This window comes from Pantoea dispersa (genome assembly GCF_014155765.1).
Classification (GTDB): domain Bacteria; phylum Pseudomonadota; class Gammaproteobacteria; order Enterobacterales; family Enterobacteriaceae; genus Pantoea; species Pantoea dispersa.
This window is the reverse complement of record NZ_SCKT01000003.1, coordinates 57,729-75,649: the sequence shown is the minus strand read 5'-3', so window position 1 is coordinate 75,649 and position 17,921 is coordinate 57,729. Positions and strand designations below refer to the sequence as shown.

Genomic DNA, 17,921 nt, shown 5'->3' with positions numbered 1-17,921 from the left:
GTAACGCGCGGAGCCTGTCAGGTGCATCACCCGCGCTCGTCGTTTGCCACGTTCGGTCGTTTTTTCGGCACAAACTGACGGAACAGCTCCTGACTCTTCAGCGGCTTACCGCCCAGATAAGGTTTCAGCGCCATGCGCGTGAAGCGTTTGGCGGCACGCAGCGTATCGGCATCGGGAAATTCGCGCTCCCACAGCGCGCGCAGCTGGCGGCCGGTGAAACTGCGCTGATTGACCACCAGACTGGCGATAAAGCCTTTCTCTTCGCGATAGCTGTAAGTCATACCGTCGTCGACCGCCTCGCCGCTGCCGGCGCAGTGCAGAAAGTCGACGCCGTAGCCCAGGTGGCCCAGCAGTGCCAGCTCAAAACGGCGCAGCGCTGGCTCGGGCGAACCGTTGGCCGCCGCCAGCGTCTGGATACAGGAGAGATAATCGAAGAACAGTTCGGAGAACGGGATTTCCTGCTCCAGCACCCGCGACAGCAGCTCGTTAACATACAGGCCGCAGTAGAGCGTGATGCCGCTGAGCGGCAGCGCCAGCGACACCGCTTCGGCGTTACGCAGAGTTTTGACTTCGCCACGGCCGCCCCAGCGCACCAGTAGCGGTGTGAAGGGTTGCAGTGCGCCTTTAAGCTGGGAACGGCGCGAGCGTGCGCCTTTGGCAAGGACGCGGACGCGTCCCTGACTTTCGCTGAACAGGTCGAGCAGCAGGCTGGTTTCGCTGTAAGGGCGACTATGCAGCACAAAGGCGCGTTGCCAGCCTTCCATCAATTAGTCGTCTGTATAACCCAGGCTGCGCAGCGCACGTTCGTCGTCCGCCCAGCCCGATTTCACTTTGACCCACAGCTCGAGATGGACTTTCGCCTCGAACATCTCTTCCATATCTTTACGCGCTTCGATACCGATGGTTTTGATTTTGGCACCTTTGTTGCCAATCACCATCTTCTTCTGCCCTTCGCGCTCGACCAGAATCAAACCGTTGATGTCATAGCCGCCGCGCTCGTTAGAGACAAACTGCTCGATCTCCACAGTTACCGAATACGGTAACTCGGCGCCGAGGAAGCGCATCAGTTTTTCACGGATGATTTCTGAAGCCATGAAACGCTGCGAGCGATCGGTGATGTAGTCTTCCGGGAAGTGGTGATCCGACAGCGGCAGGCGCTTGCGGGCGATCTCCGCAATCGCATCCACGTTTTTACCGGTTTCGGCGGAGATCGGCACGATCTCGAGGAAGTTCATCTGCTGGCTGAGGAACTGCAGGTGCGGCAGCAGGATGCTTTTATCCTGGATGTTGTCGACTTTGTTTACCGCCAGCACCACCGGCACTTTGCCGTCACGCAGCTTGTTCAGCACCATCTCATCGTCAGGCGTCCAGCGCGTGCCTTCCACCACAAAAATTACCAGCTCAACGTCACCGATGGAGCTGCTGGCAGCACGGTTCATCAGGCGGTTGATCGCCCGCTTCTCTTCCATGTGCAGGCCGGGTGTATCCACGTAGATCGCCTGATAAGCGCCTTCGGTATGAATACCCATGATGCGGTGGCGCGTGGTTTGCGGCTTGCGCGAGGTGATCGACACCTTCTGCCCCAGCAGCTGGTTCAGTAAGGTGGATTTGCCGACGTTAGGCCGGCCGACAATCGCGATAAAGCCGCTGTATGTTTCGAGTTCGCTCATTCGGGTCCTGATTGGGCAGCCTCACTGCTGAGGCTGCGAAATGACAATTTATTCGAGGCCGAGCTTGATTAACGCCTGTTCGGCGGCGGCCTGCTCTGCTTTACGGCGGCTCGAGCCCACGCCCACCACCGGTTCAGCCATCCCACTCACCTGACAGTGAATGGTGAATTCCTGATCGTGCGCTTCGCCACGCACCTGTACCACCAGATAAGACGGCAGCGGCAGATGACGGCCCTGCAGATACTCCTGCAGGCGCGTTTTCGGATCTTTTTGCTTATCGCCCGGGCTGATCTGCTCAAGGCGATTCTGGTACCAGTCGAGAATCAGCTTCTCGACCGTCTGAATGTTGCTGTCGAGGAAGATGCCGCCGATCAGCGCTTCTACGGTATCCGCAAGGATGGATTCCCGGCGGAACCCGCCGCTTTTCAGCTCGCCCGGCCCCAGACGCAGACATTCGCCCAGCTCAAACTCGCGCGCCATTTCGGCCAGCGTGTTGCCGCGTACCAGCGTGGCACGCATGCGGCTCATGTCGCCTTCGTCCACGCGCGGGAAGCGGTGATACAGCGCGTTGGCAATCACATAGCTGAGGATAGAATCGCCAAGAAATTCAAGACGCTCGTTATGTTTGCTGCTGGCGCTGCGGTGAGTCAGAGCCTGCTGCAGTAATTCCGGATGAGTAAAAGTGTAGCCCAGTTTGCGCTGCAGCTTGTTAATGAGGATGGGGTTCATGCGATTCCAGTTGTTCTGTGCGTCTGTGACTCTGCATACCAAACAGGGCTGAAGGTCCAGCACGTTCTGTTTGGTGTGCAGTGGCTCCCTGACCCGCAGGAAGCCAACCGTTTTTAAATCAGTGAATACCGCCAATGCGACTCAGTCGCACGCCGGTCGGCCACTGTCCTTCCTGTTTCTCAAAGCTCATCCAGATAGCAACCGCTTTGCCGACCAGATTCTTCTCGGGCACAAAGCCCCAGTAGCGGCTGTCGGCGCTGTTATCACGGTTATCGCCCATCATGAAGTATTGCCCCTGCGGCACAATCCACGTGGCCTGCGGCTGACCCGGCTGCTGATAATACATGCTCGCCTGGCTCTGCGCTTCGTTCACCAGCAGGATATCGTGCGTGACGTTGCCCAGCGTCTCTTTGCGCGTGCCAAGACGCAGGCCGCCCCGCAGCGTTTCGCCCTGCGGCACCTGGTAGAAACCGTTGCCGGTTTCGTTACCATCAAAGCCGCTGAAGGTCTGGATGAAATCGCTCGGCTCAATGTTGGTATAGGTCACCGGCAGCGCCGTGTCACACTTGCCCGTACCGCAGCCTGGGTTGATGGTCAACGTTTTGCTGTAAGGATCAAACACCACTTTGTCGCCCGGCAGACCGATCACGCGCTTGATGTAATCCACGCTCGGATCTTTCGGGTATTTGAACACCGCGACATCTCCGCGCTGCGGATGGCCGGTGGGGATCAGCGTGGTTTGCGTGATCGGATCTTTGATGCCGTAAGCAAATTTCTCCACCAGGATGAAGTCGCCAATCAGCAGCGTCGGCATCATCGAGCCAGAAGGAATCTGAAACGGTTCGAAGATAAACGAGCGCACGATCAGTACCACCGCCAGCACCGGGAACACCGACGCTGCGGTTTCAACCCAGCCCGGCTGCGCGGCCACTTTGGCCAGCGTTTTGCTGTCGAGCGAATTACCTGCCTGAGCCTGTGCCGCCGCCTGCTTTGCCCGGCGCGCCGGGGCCCACTTAAAGCGATCGATACACCAGATGATGCCGGTTAACAGAGTGGCAATCACCAGAATCAGGGCGAACATGTTAGCCATTAAAGTTCCTTATTTGCTGTCTTTACCGACATGCAGAATGGCAAGGAATGCTTCCTGCGGCAGCTCAACGTTGCCGACCTGCTTCATTCGCTTCTTACCTTCTTTCTGCTTCTGCAACAGCTTTTTCTTACGGCTGACGTCACCGCCATAGCATTTCGCCAGGACGTTTTTACGCAGCTGTTTCACTGTTGAGCGAGCGATAATGTGGTTGCCGATTGCTGCCTGAATCGCAATATCGAACTGCTGGCGCGGGATCAGATCTTTCATCTTCTCCACCAGCTCGCGGCCACGATACTGTGAGTTATCACGGTGCGTAATCAGCGCCAGCGCATCAACGCGTTCTGAGTTAATCAGGACGTCGACGCGCACCATGTCAGAGGTCTGGAAACGTTTGAAGTTATAGTCCAGCGACGCATAGCCGCGCGACGTTGATTTCAGACGGTCGAAGAAGTCGAGTACCACTTCTGCCATCGGAATCTCATAGGTCAGCGCAACCTGTTTGCCGTGGTAAACCATGTTAGTCTGCACACCGCGTTTTTCGATACACAGCGTAATAACGTTGCCCAGAAACTCCTGCGGCAGCAGCATATGACACTCAGCGATCGGTTCGCGCAGTTCAGCAATATTATTCAGCGGCGGCAGCTTCGATGGGCTGTCGACGTACACCACTTCTCCGTCAGTGGTTTCCACTTCGTACACAACCGTTGGCGCGGTGGTGATCAGGTCGAGATCGTATTCACGCTCCAGACGCTCCTGGATGATCTCCATGTGCAGCAGGCCGAGGAAGCCACAGCGGAAGCCAAAGCCCAGCGCGGTGGAACTCTCTGGCTCATAGAACAGCGAGGCGTCATTCAGGCTCAGCTTGCCTAAGGCATCACGGAAAGCTTCGTAGTCGTCAGAGCTTACCGGGAACAGACCGGCATACACCTGCGGCTTCACTTTTTTGAAGCCCGGCAGCGCTTTATCCGCAGGGTTGCGCTGCAGCGTCAGGGTATCGCCCACCGGGGCGCCGAGGATGTCTTTGATGGCACACACCAGCCAGCCTACCTCGCCACACTTCAGCTCGGTACGGTCAATTTGTTTTGGCGTGAAAATGCCGAGACGGTCAGCGTTGTACACCTGGCCGGTACTCATTACCTTGACTTTATCGCCTTTACGCAGCGTGCCGTTTTTAATACGGATCAGCGACACCACACCGAGGTAGTTATCAAACCAGGAGTCGATGATCAGCGCCTGCAGTGGGCCTTCCGCATCACCTTCCGGCGGCGGAATATCCCGCACCAGACGCTCCAGCACATCCGGTACGCCGACGCCGGTTTTCGCCGAGCAACGCACCGCATCCGCGGCGTCGATGCCGACGATATCTTCAATCTCTTCCGCCACGCGCTCCGGGTCGGCCGCAGGCAGGTCGATTTTGTTCAGTACCGGTACCACTTCCAGATCCATTTCCATGGCGGTGTAGCAGTTCGCCAGGGTCTGCGCTTCAACGCCCTGACCTGCATCAACCACCAGCAATGCCCCTTCACAGGCCGCCAACGAGCGGGAAACTTCATAAGAGAAGTCAACATGGCCTGGGGTGTCGATAAAATTGAGCTGGTAAGTTTCACCGTTGGGCGCGTGGTAATCGAGCGTAACGCTCTGCGCTTTAATGGTGATGCCGCGCTCGCGCTCCAGATCCATCGAATCCAGAACCTGCGCCGCCATCTCACGATCGCTCAGGCCACCGCAAATCTGAATCAAACGGTCAGAGAGCGTTGATTTGCCGTGGTCAATGTGAGCGATAATGGAGAAATTTCGTATGTGCTTCATTTATATGAATATCTTCACGTAGAAAATCAGTTGAAAACGTGAGCACAGACACATTCAGGCAAGTGAGCTTTACCCGGAACCCTGTCAGCCTCATTAATGACGACGCATATTACACTGTTAACGCCGCGCGTTAAAGAATGGAACTGCGGGGAATCGCAACAGAATTCAGCGATTAAGACGAAATGAAAAGGCCGCGCAATACGCGGCCTGAACGGGGATCAACTATGGTTTTCCACCCGTAGCGCATCAGGCGGGAGCGCAACGCTGAGAATCACCGGCTGGAACGCTTCGCGATCGCCAAACCGGCTGGAAACCCCTTTGGCAACAATAAAGCCGCCAACGCCACCCAGCAGCGCACCGCAGGCCGCCGCCAGGTCGCTGTGGAACAGCATCTGGAACAGGCCCGCGACCAGGAACAGACCAAACAGTGGCGTCATATACACCAGCAGTGCAGAACCGAGCAGGCTGCTTTCGCGAATGCCCAGCTCAATGCGCTGACCCGGCTGTAGTGGCTCCGGACTGGCGATGGTCATCACATGGGCGTTTTTCGGTCCCAGTTGGTTGAGCGCATGGCTGCCGCAGCCTTTGCGCGCTGAACAACTGTTGCAGGAGGTTTTCGCTTCCGAATGCAGAGTAGCGACGCCCTCTTTCCATGCCACCACGGTGGCCCATTCTCTCATCATTTTGTGGCACCTGAATCTATGCTGTCCGCGATACGTTTGGCAGTGGTCGGCGGCAATTCGCCCACCACGGTAATTTCACGATTATCGCGCACTTCGGTCTGCACCGTACGACGCCCAGTGCGCAATGACTGTGGCGAACTGCTTTTATCGGCAGGCGTGATGTTGATAGCGAAGCTGAACAAGCCATCGCTGTACAGACGGGATTCTACGGTTTTGTTCATCGCCGGAATATCACGCCGGCTTTGCGAAATCAGCTTCATGCCGGCCGGTAACCAGCCTGGCTGCCAGCTGAGCTGCACTTTGTCGCCCGCCGGTAACGACAGCGACGGCGGCAGATTGGCTTTTTCCAGCCCCTGCATCAGATTGCGCACGCCTTCATCAACGGCAAAACTGATGACGCGGAACTGCTCCAGCGTTTCACCGTCGCGATCCAGCAAATCAATCCGCAGCGGCAATTTGGTATCGACGTCCAGCCACACCACGTAGCTGTAACGCGTGCCGTCACGCGACACGATGCGCACTACTTCGCACATCTGATCGGCCATGCGGGAACGCCCTACCGGAATAAAATCGTAGGCATCGCCGAGGCGCGAGAAGTCAGCGAACATCAGCGCCGGCAGCGCATCAATGATGTGGTTGCCCGGCAGCGAGAACGGATCGAGACCTGGTTCGAAATAGCTGATGTCGTTTCCGCGCTGGATCACTTCACGGCGCGGTCCGTCCATCTGTAATAGCTGGGCGAATACGCGATTGTCGATGACCGCATGGCGGTAACGCAGGGATTCAATGCCCAGACGTGAGACATTGATATAGGCGAATTCGTAGTTGAGGTTCTGGCTGGCCTGCTCCATCTGCTGTAACAACGCCCCGGACGCAGATGTCTGCGCCGGGGCGGTAGATGACCAAAGCAGGCTGCCTGCCAGCAGGCTAACGGCACACCAAAGCTGCTTCATTACTGCTGTTGAGTTCCTAACGACTGAGTTCCGGGTACGTTAGCCTGCGCCTGTTGCGGCGCATTGCTCTCAAACTGCACCTGATCGGCATGCAGACGGCGTTGCAGTTCGTAATCCTGCAGCATGGCATTCACGCGGCGACGCTGCTCCTGCACCTGCTGATTTGAGCTGTTGGTGTCAAAAGCATCAGACGGCACGCCCAGGCTGACCGGTGACGCTTTACCCATCATCGGTAAGGTATTAAAGGCTGGTGCATCCGAGGTTTCCGTCGCACTACCCGCTGGTGAGCTGTTGTAGTGCTGCACACCGACGATCACCGCCAGCGACACACAGGCCGCCACACCAATCTGCGTGACCTGAGCAACCCAGCCGCCACCGCGACGCCAGAACGGCATTTTATGCCAGCGCGACGGCTCCGGCTGTGCTTCCGGGATCAACGAAGTCACTTTGCGCACCGGCTCGTTTTCGATCGCGGCAGCAACGCGTGCGGAGATATCAAAATGCAGCACTTCGCCCACATCGCCCCGCAGGGTGTCGCGGATCAGATGGTAGCTCTCCCAGCTTTTTTGTAGATCTGCATCCTTCGATAACGACGCCAGCAGCTCGTTATCTAAAGTTTCACCATCCATTAAAGCGGAAAGTTTTTCTTTCTGCATGTTTTGGTACCCTTCCAGTAGCCGTTATCACTGACGTTGGATAAGCGGTTGAACTTTATTATCAATGGCTTCCCGGGCCCGGAAGATACGTGAACGTACGGTACCTACCGGACAATCCATGATGGCGGCGATCTCTTCGTAACTCAGACCATCCAGTTCCCGCAGGGTGATGGCCATACGCAGATCTTCAGGCAACGCCTCAATCGTCCGAAAAACAATTTGTTTCAGTTCGTCTGACAACATTAAGTTCTCAGGGTTCGAAATTTCTTTTAGCGCACCCGCACTTTCGAAATTTTCCGCGTCAATCGCGTCCACATCGCTGGACGGCGGCCGACGCCCCTGAGCCACCAGATAATTCTTCGCGGTGTTGACCGCAATGCGGTACAGCCACGTGTAAAAGGCGCTATCACCCCGGAACGACTCCAGTGCGCGATACGCTTTAATGAAAGATTCCTGAACCACATCAGGCACATCGCCTGACGGGACATAACGTGAAACCAGGCTCGCCACTTTATGCTGGTATCGGATAACCAGTAAATTAAATGACTTTTGATCTCCTTTCTGAACCCGCTCAACGAGAACCTGATCCGTTAACTGCTCGCTCATCCGAGGTAATGTCTCCCCAAATCTCTTTTATGCGTAAGTGAACTGCCAGCACATCTCATTTATTGTGAGCAAGCATGCGCTTAGAGTCCCGTTCTGGCCTGAAGTTCACCACGACCTGATATTTTCTGTACCGGTGCCCTGACATCGTTGTTGTTAATGGTCTTTCAGTGTAGCGACTTACCGCACTGGTGGTGTCGTTAGCGGCACCGATAATCGCTGGCAGAGTACCCTATGACGCCGCATTTTTCACCTTTATTCCCTGAATTTTCAGCGTGTTTGGTATAAAAAACACTAATCGCTTATTTTCAGACATAACTTACTGAAATCGCATTACAATCTGATTATTGCGTCGAATTTTCCCGCGTTTTTTGTTCAAAATACTTCACACCAGCGGCGTCCGGGCTTATGCTCGGGGGACCTTTTGTTTAGTAAATTAAACATCATGAACCCCATTCCCGATCATAGCTGTGATGTACTGATTGTTGGCAGCGGCGCGGCCGGTTTATCTCTGGCGCTGCGGCTGGCACCGCATTATCAGGTAACGGTGCTGAGTAAAGCGCAGATTAGCGAAGGCTCCACGCTGTATGCACAGGGCGGGATTGCGGCGGTGTTTGATGAAAACGACAGCATTGAATCACACGTCGAAGATACGCTGATTGCCGGCGCAGGCCTGTGTGATCGTGAGACGGTGAATTTTATCGCCAGCAATGCGCGCCCGTGCGTACAGTGGCTGATCGATAACGGCGTGGCGTTTGATCGCGAGCCACAGGATAACGGCAATGCGCGCTATCACCTGACGCGCGAAGGCGGTCACAGCCATCGCCGTATTTTACACAGCGCCGACGCCACCGGGCGCGCGGTCGAAACCACGCTGGTCAGCCAGGCGCTCAGCCATCCCAATATTCGCGTTATTGAGCGCGCCAACGCGGTGGATTTAATCCTCTCCGATAAAATTGGCCTGCCCGGAACGCGGCGCGTGGTGGGCGCATGGATCTGGAATCGCAATCGCGAACAGGTTGAAACCTGCCGCGCCCGCAGCGTGGTGCTGGCCACCGGCGGTGCGGCGAAGGTATATCAGTACACCACTAATCCGGATGTCGCTTCCGGCGACGGCATCGCGATGGCGTGGCGCGCCGGCTGCCGGGTGGCTAATCTGGAGTTCAATCAGTTTCACCCTACCTGCCTGTTTCATCCGCAGGCGCAAAACTTTTTGCTGACCGAAGCGCTGCGCGGCGAAGGTGCCTGGCTATTGCGCCCGGACGGTTCGCGCTTTATGCCGGATTTCGATGCGCGTGCCGAACTGGCACCGCGCGATATCGTGGCGCGCGCGATCGATCACGAAATGAAGCGTCTGGGCGTCGACTGCATGTATCTCGACATCAGCCATCAGCCGGCCAGCTTTGTGCGTGCCCACTTTCCGATGATTTATGACAAGCTGCTGACGTTTGGCCTCGATCTGACACAGCAGCCGATTCCGATTGTGCCGGCCGCGCATTACACCTGCGGCGGCGTGATGGTGGATCAGCATGGTCGCACCGATGTCGACGGGCTGTATGCGATTGGTGAGGTCAGCTACACCGGCCTGCACGGCGCTAACCGCATGGCATCAAACTCTCTGCTTGAGTGTCTGGTGTATGGCTGGTCGGCGGCCGAAGATATTGTGCGCCGTCTGCCGCAGATGCACGCCGTCGATCACCTGCCGGCGTGGGATGAAAGCCGCGTCGACGATGCCGATGAACGGGTGGTGATTCAGCACAACTGGCATGAGCTGCGGCTGTTAATGTGGGACTACATGGGTATCGTGCGTACCACCAAGCGGCTGGAGCGCGCCCTGCGCCGCATTACGCTGCTACAGCAGGAAATAGATGAATACTATGCGCATTTTCGCCTCTCCAACAATCTGCTGGAGCTGCGCAATCTGGTACAGGTGGCAGAGCTGATGGTGCGCTGTGCGCTGGCGCGCAAAGAGAGCCGCGGGCTGCACTTCACCCGCGACTATCCGCATATGCTGCCCGAGGCACAGCCAACGGTGCTGCAGCCGGTAGCCTAGCGGAACAGATAGAAATCGGTTACCAGGCTCAGCCATTCCGCCGAATAGCTTTTATCTTCATCACGAATGGCGAGACGCTCCTGCACGAGTTCGCCTGCGGCAGGTGAAAAGCCCAGCACCAGCCGGTTCGGCGGTCGCTGCGCGTAAGGTGCCACATCATAGCGATAACGCAGATGCCAGCCTTCGGCGCGCGCCAGTGCAATCAGGTTTTCGCCGGCATCCGCCGGCAGCACCACGCAAAACAGCCCCTCTTCTTCAATCAGCTGTGCCGCACAGCGCAGCAGAGTGGGATGATCAAGCGTTGCCGTGCTGCGCGCGGTATCGCGCTCGACGCTGGCCGAGGCCATACCCGGGGTGAAAAACGGCGGATTGCTGACAATCAGCGAGTAGCGTTTTTCTGCCTGCTCACTCCAGCTGACGATGTCCTGCGCATGCACCGCGATGCGATGCGCCCACGGCGACGCGGCGACGTTCTCCTGCGCCTGCGCGGCGGCGCTGCGCTCCAGTTCGACGGCATCGATACTGACGTCATCCGGCGTGCGCTGCGCCAGCATCAGCGCAATCAGACCGCTGCCACAGCCGATATCCAGTATGCGCCGTACGCCTGCCACCGGCGCCCAGGCGCCGAGCAGCACCCCATCGGTACCGACCTTCATGGCACAGCGATCGTGCGCGACAAAAAATTGCTTAAACGTGAATCCATCTTTTCTTAACATCGCCCGCGCTGGCGGTTGCGGCTGAGACATGCTTAACGACCATTGAATTTGCTCCTGCCGGAAGTGTAACGTGGTCGCGAAGTGAATTCACCTTCACCTGTGCAACACAAACAGATGAAGATTGTGGCTGAACTGTCTATAATCAGCGCCCCAAACTGAGGTAGACCATGACCGTAACCACATTCTCCGAACTCGAACTCGACGAAAGCCTGCTGGAAGCCCTGCAGGATAAAGGCTTCACGCGCCCGACTGCCATTCAGGCTGAGGCCATTCCTGCCGCACTGGAAGGCCGTGACGTTCTGGGTTCGGCACCAACCGGAACGGGGAAAACCGCAGCCTACCTGCTGCCCGCTTTACAGCACCTGCTCGATTTCCCGCGTAAAAAATCAGGGCCGCCGCGCATTCTGATCCTCACGCCGACGCGTGAACTGGCGATGCAGGTTGCCGACCAGGCGCGCGAGCTGGCCAAACATACCCATCTCGATATCGCCACCATCACCGGCGGCGTGGCCTATATGAACCACGCGGAAGTGTTCAGTGAAAATCAGGACATCGTGGTCGCGACCACCGGCCGTCTGCTGCAGTACATCAAAGAAGAGAACTTTGACTGCCGCGCGGTAGAAACGCTGATTCTGGACGAAGCCGACCGCATGCTGGACATGGGCTTTGCGCAGGATATCGAGACCATTGCCGGTGAAACGCGCTGGCGCAAACAAACGCTGCTGTTCTCGGCCACGCTGGAAGGCGACAACATCAAAGATTTCGCCGAGCGCCTGCTGAACGATCCGGTAGCGATTGAAGCCGATCCGAGCAAAAGTGAGCGCAAGAAGATTCAGCAGTGGTATTACCGCGCCGACAACCTTGAGCACAAAACCAAACTGCTGGTGCATCTGCTGAAGCAGCCGGAAGTGAAGCGCGCCATCGTGTTCGTACGCAAACGTGAGCGCCTGCATGAGCTGGTGACCTGGATGCACGAAGCCGGCCTGCGCAGCAGCTACCTCGAAGGCGAAATGGTGCAGGCTAACCGTAACGAAGCGATCAAACGCCTGAATGACGGTCGCGTTAACGTGCTGGTCGCGACCGATGTCGCCGCGCGCGGTATCGACATTGATAACGTCACCCACGTCATCAACTATGACTTACCGCGCACCGCCGATGTCTATCTGCACCGCATTGGCCGTACCGGCCGCGCCGGACGCAAAGGTACCGCGATCTCGCTGGTAGAGGCACATGACCATCCGCTGCTGGGTAAAATCAGCCGCTACGTCAACGAACCACTGAAATCGCGCGTAATCGATGAGCTGCGTCCGGAAACGCGTGCACCGAGTGCTAAAGTCACCGGTAAACCGTCGAAAAAGGCGCTTGAGAAGCGCAAAGAGAAGAAAGCGAAAGAAGAAGAGAAACCACGCGTGAAGAAGCGTCACCGCGATACTAAAAATATCGGTAAACGCCGCAAGCCAAGCGGCAGCAGCACACCGGAGAGCGGTGCGGAATAAAACAGCATCGTGGCAATTAAATCGCCTCCCTGAGGCGATTTTTTGCTTTCTGGCCTGCTGAAATCGCAGTTTCGCGGCGTAAAATTCCTCAGTCGGCCCTCTTCTCTCTTCAGGAAATAAAAAAAGCCGCGCCAGTAAACACCGGCGCGGCTTGTATTGCTGTATGCGTTTTCGTCAGTCGATCAATTACAGGCTTTCGGTAAAGGTACGGGTGATAACGTCACGCTGCTGTTCTGGCGTCAGCGCGTTAAAGCGCACCGCATAGCCCGACACGCGAATGGTCAGCTGCGGATATTTTTCCGGATGCTTCACCGCATCCTCCAGCGTTTCACGGCGCAGCACGTTAACATTGAGGTGCTGACCGCCTTCCACGCGCACCTGCGGTTTCTGCTCCAGTGGAATTTCACGGTAAGCAATCTCGCCAAGGTCGCTGACTGCAACAACCTGATCTTCCGTGAAATCGCCTTTTGCGCACAGGCAGCGGGCTTCGGCTTTCTCATTGTCCAGCAGCCAGAACGAGTTCAGCAGCTGCGGGTTTTGTGCCTGAGTAATTTGAATACCGGTAATCATAGAGGCCTCCAGGGCTTAGCGCTGCGGCAGGAGCACAGCGCGGTTCTTCGGATTATGTGATGCTCTGGTATATCACCGCGCTGACCGGCTCGTTTTGACCTGTATCAATTTCGTCCGGCCACAATTTTTGCTTTCAACTTAATAAATTGATTTATAACAACTTTTTCTATTAACTTTTTCTGCAATTGTTCAACTTATTTTTACCCTTCTGCTGCCCCGCCGGACACGCTAAGCTAAAGGCATCAATTTGCAGGGAGTCAATGATGGCTGAGAAGCTGACCTGGCACGATGTGCTGGCTGAAGAGAAAGAAAAACCTTACTTCGTGGAAACGCTAAAAGCGGTAGCCGAAGAGCGTGCGGCGGGCGTGACGGTCTATCCGCCGCAAAAGGACGTGTTCAACGCGTTCCGTCTCACCGAACTGGGCGATATTAAAGTGGTGATCCTCGGCCAGGATCCGTACCACGGCCCGAATCAGGCGCATGGCCTGGCGTTCTCGGTCCTGCCGGGCGTGGCCATTCCGCCGTCGCTGCTGAATATGTACAAAGAGCTGGAACAGGACATTCCTGGCTTTCAGCGTCCGCAGCACGGCTTTCTGGAAAGCTGGGCGAAACAGGGTGTGCTGCTGCTGAATACGGTGTTAACCGTGGAAGCCGGCAAAGCGCATTCGCACGCGCGTTTCGGCTGGGAAACCTTTACCGACAACGTGATCAGCGCCATCAACACCCATCGCGAAGGGGTGATTTTCCTGCTGTGGGGATCGCACGCGCAGAAGAAAGGCAGCATCATTGATGCGCAGCGTCATCACGTACTAAAAGCACCGCATCCTTCGCCGCTATCGGCGCATCGCGGCTTTTTTGGCTGTCAGCATTTTTCCAAAGCCAATGCGCTGCTGAGCCAGGCCGGCCAGACGCCCATTGACTGGACGCCGGTGCTGCCCTGAAAACACAAACGGCCGCATCAGCGGCCGTTGTTGCATGGGAGCGGCTTAGCCTTTGGCTTTTGATACCGCAACCATTGCCGGACGCAGCAGGCGACCGTTGAGGGTGTAACCGCGCTGCATCACCATCAGCACGTGGTTTGGCGCCACTTCTTCAGACTCCATCATCGACATCGCCTGATGCACATCCGGGTTGAACGGCACATTAGTTTCGCCCACCACTTCCACGCCGAATTTACGCACCGCACCCAGCAGTGATTTCAGCGTCAGCTCGATGCCTTCAATCATCGAAGCCAGCTCGGTGTTCTCTTTATCCGCCACTTCCAGCGCGCGCTCCAGGCTATCAATCACCGGCAGCAGTTCGTTGGCAAACTTTTCCAGCGCAAACTTGTGCGCTTTTTCCACGTCCATTTCGGCGCGGCGACGGATATTTTCAATCTCAGCCTGCGCGCGCAGCTGGGCGTCACGCACGCCACCCTGCGCCTGCGCTAATTCCGCTTCCAGCTGGGCGATACGCTCATCACGCGGATCCACCTCAGTTGCTGTCTCCGCTTCCGGCTGCTGTTGTTCCTGTTGAATTTCGTCTGAGACTTGCTCGTTTGGGGTGTTCTGTTCTTTACTACTCATGAATTTCTCCGCGTTTTGCACATTCATCTCGCTGGTTGGCTTATTATGGGGATCAGTTTGACGGTTTCAAGTGAACCCATCACATTGCCTGGCCGTTTTGGCTTATGAGGAACACCCGCTAAATGAACAAACACTTTAACTGCATTGGGATCGTCGGCCATCCGCGCCATCCCACTGCGTTAACCACCCATGAAATGCTCTGGCGCTGGCTGACTGACAAAGGCTATGACGTGATCGTGGAACAGCAAATCGCCCGCGAGCTGAACCTGCAGGATGTGCGTACCGGCAGCCTGGCGGACATCGGCCAGTACGCCGATCTGGCGGTGGTGGTCGGCGGCGATGGCAACATGCTGGGCGCCGCGCGTGTGCTGGCTCGTTACGATATCAAAGTGATTGGCATCAACCGCGGCAATCTCGGCTTCCTCACGGACCTCGATCCGGATAACGCGCAGCAGCAGCTGGATGACGTGCTGCAGGGCGATTATTTCGTGGAAAGCCGCTTTTTGCTGGAAGCGCAGGTATGCAAAGAAGAGTGTTCGCCGCGCATCGGCAGCGCCATCAATGAAGTGGTGCTGCATCCGGGCAAAGTGGCGCACATGATTGAATTTGAAGTCTATATCGACGAAGTGTTCGCCTTTTCCCAGCGCTCGGACGGGCTGATTATCTCCACGCCAACCGGTTCAACCGCCTATTCGCTTTCGGCGGGCGGGCCGATATTAACGCCGTCACTTGATGCGATTGCACTGGTGCCGATGTTCCCGCACACGCTGTCGGCGCGTCCGCTGGTGATCAACAGTAGCAGCACCATTCGCCTGCGTTTTTCCTCGCTGCGCAGCGACCTGGAGATCAGCTGCGACAGCCAGATCGCCCTGCCGATTCAGGAAGGGGAAGATGTGCTGATTCGCCGCAGCGCCAATCACCTCAATTTAATTCATCCCAAAAATTATAATTATTTTAATACCTTAAGCTCAAAACTCGGATGGTCAAAAAAATTATTCTGAAAAGGCCTGCCGGCTACTTTACTGGATAAAAAACCAGTTTATACTGTATGAAAAACCATATCTGTTTTTACATACAGGTGATTGTATGCTGGCACAACTGACCATCAGTAATTTTGCTATCGTTCGTGAACTGGAGATCGACTTTCATCGTGGTATGACAGCGATCACCGGCGAAACCGGCGCAGGAAAATCCATCGCGATTGATGCGCTGGGCCTGTGCCTTGGCGGCCGTGCTGAAGCAGACATGGTGCGTCAGGGGGCCAGCCGCGCGGATATCTGCGCGCGCTTCCAGCTGAAAGCGTCACCCTCTGCCCAGCGCTGGCTGGCGGAGAACCAGCTCGACGACGGCAACGAATGTCTGTTGCGCCGCGTGATCAGTGCCGATGGCCGCTCACGGGGTTTTATCAACGGCACGTCCGTACCGCTGTCACAGCTGCGCGAACTCGGCCAGTTACTAATTCAAATCCACGGTCAGCATGCGCATCAGCTGCTGCTTAAAACCGATCACCAGAAACACCTGCTGGATGCCTACGCCGCGCACGACGATCGGCTGGCGGAGATGCGTCAGCACTATCAGCGCTGGCACCACAGCTGCCGCGCGCTGGCACAGCATCAGCAGCTGTCGCAGGAGCGTGAAGCCCGCCGCGAACTGCTGCAGTATCAGCTGAAAGAACTCAACGAGTTTGCGCCGCAGCCAGGCGAGTTTGAGCAGATTGATGAAGAGTACAAGCGCCTCGCGAACAGCGGTCAGCTGCTGTCCACCAGCCAGCAGGCGCTGCAAATTCTTGCCGATAGCGATGACACCAACCTGCAAAGCCTGCTCTACAGCGCGCGTAATATGCTGAGTGAGCTGGTCTCGCTGGACGATAAAGTCAGCGGCGTATTTAACCTGCTGGAAGAAGCCGCGATTCAGCTGAGTGAAGCCAGCGATGAGCTGCGCCACTACTGTGAACGGCTCGACCTGGATCCTAATCGCCTGTACGAGCTGGAGCAGCGTCTGTCGCGGCAGATTGCGCTGGCACGCAAGCACCATGTTTCACCAGAAGCGCTGCCGGGGCTGTATCAGCAGCTGCTGGATGAAGCGGAACAGCTGTCGCAGCAGGAGAGCGATCAGGAAAGCCTGCAGAGCGACGTCGTGGCTCATCATCAGGCCGCGCTGGCCTGTGCCGAAGCCCTGCATCAGCAACGCGTCACCTCGGCGCAGGAGTTGAGCCAGCTGATTACGCAAAGCATGCGCACCCTCGCCATGCCGCACGGTGAGTTTGCCATCATGCTGGAATTCAACGCCGATCAGCTGACGGCCGAAGGCGCCAGCCGTATTGATTTCCGTGTCACCACCAACCCGGGCCAGCCGCTACAGCCGCTGGGTAAAGTGGCCTCAGGGGGTGAACTGTCGCGTATTGCGCTGGCGATTCAGGTGATCACCGCACAGAAAATGGAAACTCCGGCGATGATTTTCGATGAGGTTGACGTCGGTATCAGCGGTCCGACGGCCGCTGTCGTTGGCCAGATGCTGCGCCAGCTGGGCGAGTCGACTCAGGTGATGTGCGTGACTCACCTGCCGCAGGTGGCGGGCTGTGGTCATCAGCACTTCTTCGTCAGCAAAGAGACCGATGGTGCGATGACTGAAACCCACATGCAGCAGCTGGATAAGCGTGCGCGTCTGCAGGAACTGGCACGCCTGCTTGGCGGCAGCGAAGTCACACGCAATACGCTGGCGAACGCAAAAGAACTTTTAGCAGCCTGACACCGCACTTTTTTGCGGCCTGGTGGTCATATGCTTGCTCTGTAGAGGTTTCCAATAGCTCAAAGGTTTATTATCATCGGCAGTCATATCGCCATAATAAAGCCTGCCGTATGCAGAGTTCAGAATTTGATGGCAACAAAACTGCCTGATGAAAGGCGTTTGGCCCCAGAAAAGGAATGTATAGATGCGCTGTAAAACGCTGACTGCCGCGGCAGTGGTAATGTTGATGATGACCGCCGGATGTTCCACCCTTGAGCGCGTTGTGTATCGTCCGGATATCAATCAGGGGAATTACCTGGTCGCCAACGACGTTTCGAAGATTCACACCGGCATGACGCAGCAGCAGGTTGCTTACACGCTCGGTACGCCGATGATGCACGACCCGTTTGGCAGCAACGTGTGGTATTACGTGTTCCGTCAGGAGCCAGGTCATGAGAGCGTGAAGCAGCAGACGCTGACGCTGACCTTTGACAGCAACGGTACGCTGACGAACATCGATAACAAACCGCGCCTCACCGGCACTGAAGACTGAGTGAGCCGCAACAAAAAAGGCGCCTGAGCGCCTTTTTTAGTGCCTGTA

The 17,921-nt window shown here is 56.6% G+C and carries 18 protein-coding genes; 6 read left to right on the top strand and 12 right to left on the bottom strand.

Annotated features, from left to right (window positions below):
- Positions 1-26 precede the first annotated feature (26 nt).
- The 9 genes from recO to rpoE all read right to left on the bottom strand — a co-directional run bounded on the left by recO (position 27) and on the right by rpoE (position 8,196).
- The gene (gene recO / locus H7K56_RS10415) at positions 27-764 is read right to left on the bottom strand and encodes a DNA repair protein RecO (RefSeq protein ID WP_021506525.1); all 738 of its coding nucleotides are present in this window, start codon (positions 762-764) and stop codon (positions 27-29) included.
- 3 nt (positions 765-767) lie between these two features.
- The gene (era, locus tag H7K56_RS10410; RefSeq protein WP_058758278.1) at positions 768-1,670 is read right to left on the bottom strand and encodes a GTPase Era; all 903 of its coding nucleotides are present in this window, start codon (positions 1,668-1,670) and stop codon (positions 768-770) included.
- 48 nt (positions 1,671-1,718) lie between these two features.
- Positions 1,719-2,399, bottom strand: a complete 681-nt coding sequence (gene rnc, locus H7K56_RS10405; protein WP_021506523.1) for a ribonuclease III — start codon at positions 2,397-2,399, stop codon at positions 1,719-1,721.
- Between the two features lie 118 nt (positions 2,400-2,517).
- The gene (gene lepB, locus H7K56_RS10400) at positions 2,518-3,489 is read right to left on the bottom strand and encodes a signal peptidase I (RefSeq protein ID WP_021506522.1); all 972 of its coding nucleotides are present in this window, start codon (positions 3,487-3,489) and stop codon (positions 2,518-2,520) included.
- 9 nt (positions 3,490-3,498) lie between these two features.
- Positions 3,499-5,298, bottom strand: coding sequence for a translation elongation factor 4 (gene lepA, locus H7K56_RS10395; RefSeq protein ID WP_058758277.1), 1,800 nt, complete (start codon positions 5,296-5,298; stop codon positions 3,499-3,501).
- 218 nt (positions 5,299-5,516) lie between these two features.
- A complete protein-coding gene (gene rseC / locus H7K56_RS10390; protein ID WP_021506520.1) occupies positions 5,517-5,981 on the bottom strand; it encodes a SoxR-reducing system protein RseC in 465 nt (154 codons plus the stop codon).
- A complete protein-coding gene (rseB, locus tag H7K56_RS10385) occupies positions 5,978-6,934 on the bottom strand; it encodes a sigma-E factor regulatory protein RseB (RefSeq protein WP_031279374.1) in 957 nt (318 codons plus the stop codon). Before rseB ends, rseC begins: the two co-directional genes overlap by 4 nt.
- Positions 6,934-7,590, bottom strand: a complete 657-nt coding sequence (rseA, locus tag H7K56_RS10380) for an anti-sigma-E factor RseA (protein WP_150360879.1) — start codon at positions 7,588-7,590, stop codon at positions 6,934-6,936. Before rseA ends, rseB begins: the two co-directional genes overlap by 1 nt.
- Positions 7,591-7,617: 27 nt before the next feature.
- Complete coding sequence (rpoE, locus tag H7K56_RS10375; RefSeq protein WP_010617748.1) at positions 7,618-8,196, bottom strand: RNA polymerase sigma factor RpoE; 579 nt, start codon at positions 8,194-8,196, stop codon at positions 7,618-7,620.
- A gap of 442 nt (positions 8,197-8,638) precedes the next feature.
- Here rpoE and nadB point away from each other — a divergent pair, with 442 nt between their 5' ends.
- On the top strand, positions 8,639-10,246 hold the full coding sequence (gene nadB / locus H7K56_RS10370; RefSeq protein ID WP_059009950.1) for an L-aspartate oxidase: 1,608 nt from the start codon (positions 8,639-8,641) through the stop codon (positions 10,244-10,246).
- Here the strand turns inward: nadB and trmN are convergent.
- On the bottom strand, positions 10,243-10,992 hold the full coding sequence (gene trmN, locus H7K56_RS10365; protein ID WP_150360880.1) for a tRNA(1)(Val) (adenine(37)-N(6))-methyltransferase TrmN: 750 nt from the start codon (positions 10,990-10,992) through the stop codon (positions 10,243-10,245). The genes nadB and trmN overlap by 4 nt on opposite strands.
- A gap of 137 nt (positions 10,993-11,129) precedes the next feature.
- On the opposite strand from trmN, the gene srmB reads away from it, so the two are divergent.
- Positions 11,130-12,458, top strand: coding sequence for an ATP-dependent RNA helicase SrmB (gene srmB / locus H7K56_RS10360; RefSeq protein ID WP_021506515.1), 1,329 nt, complete (start codon positions 11,130-11,132; stop codon positions 12,456-12,458).
- A gap of 186 nt (positions 12,459-12,644) precedes the next feature.
- Here srmB and grcA read toward each other — a convergent pair whose 3' ends face one another.
- Positions 12,645-13,028, bottom strand: a complete 384-nt coding sequence (gene grcA, locus H7K56_RS10355; protein ID WP_021506514.1) for an autonomous glycyl radical cofactor GrcA — start codon at positions 13,026-13,028, stop codon at positions 12,645-12,647.
- 263 nt (positions 13,029-13,291) lie between these two features.
- Between grcA and ung the strand changes: the two genes are divergently transcribed.
- Positions 13,292-13,969, top strand: coding sequence for a uracil-DNA glycosylase (ung, locus tag H7K56_RS10350; protein ID WP_058775636.1), 678 nt, complete (start codon positions 13,292-13,294; stop codon positions 13,967-13,969).
- 45 nt (positions 13,970-14,014) lie between these two features.
- On the opposite strand, the gene grpE is transcribed toward ung, so the two are convergent.
- Positions 14,015-14,593, bottom strand: coding sequence for a nucleotide exchange factor GrpE (grpE, locus tag H7K56_RS10345; RefSeq protein ID WP_031279366.1), 579 nt, complete (start codon positions 14,591-14,593; stop codon positions 14,015-14,017).
- Between the two features lie 122 nt (positions 14,594-14,715).
- Between grpE and nadK the strand changes: the two genes are divergently transcribed.
- From nadK to bamE, 3 genes are all read left to right on the top strand, one after another.
- Positions 14,716-15,594, top strand: coding sequence for an NAD(+) kinase (gene nadK / locus H7K56_RS10340; RefSeq protein WP_058758272.1), 879 nt, complete (start codon positions 14,716-14,718; stop codon positions 15,592-15,594).
- An 85-nt stretch (positions 15,595-15,679) separates the two neighbouring features.
- Positions 15,680-17,341, top strand: coding sequence for a DNA repair protein RecN (recN, locus tag H7K56_RS10335; protein ID WP_150360881.1), 1,662 nt, complete (start codon positions 15,680-15,682; stop codon positions 17,339-17,341).
- 184 nt (positions 17,342-17,525) lie between these two features.
- On the top strand, positions 17,526-17,873 hold the full coding sequence (bamE, locus tag H7K56_RS10330) for an outer membrane protein assembly factor BamE (protein ID WP_021506509.1): 348 nt from the start codon (positions 17,526-17,528) through the stop codon (positions 17,871-17,873).
- Positions 17,874-17,921: the final 48 nt, after the last annotated feature.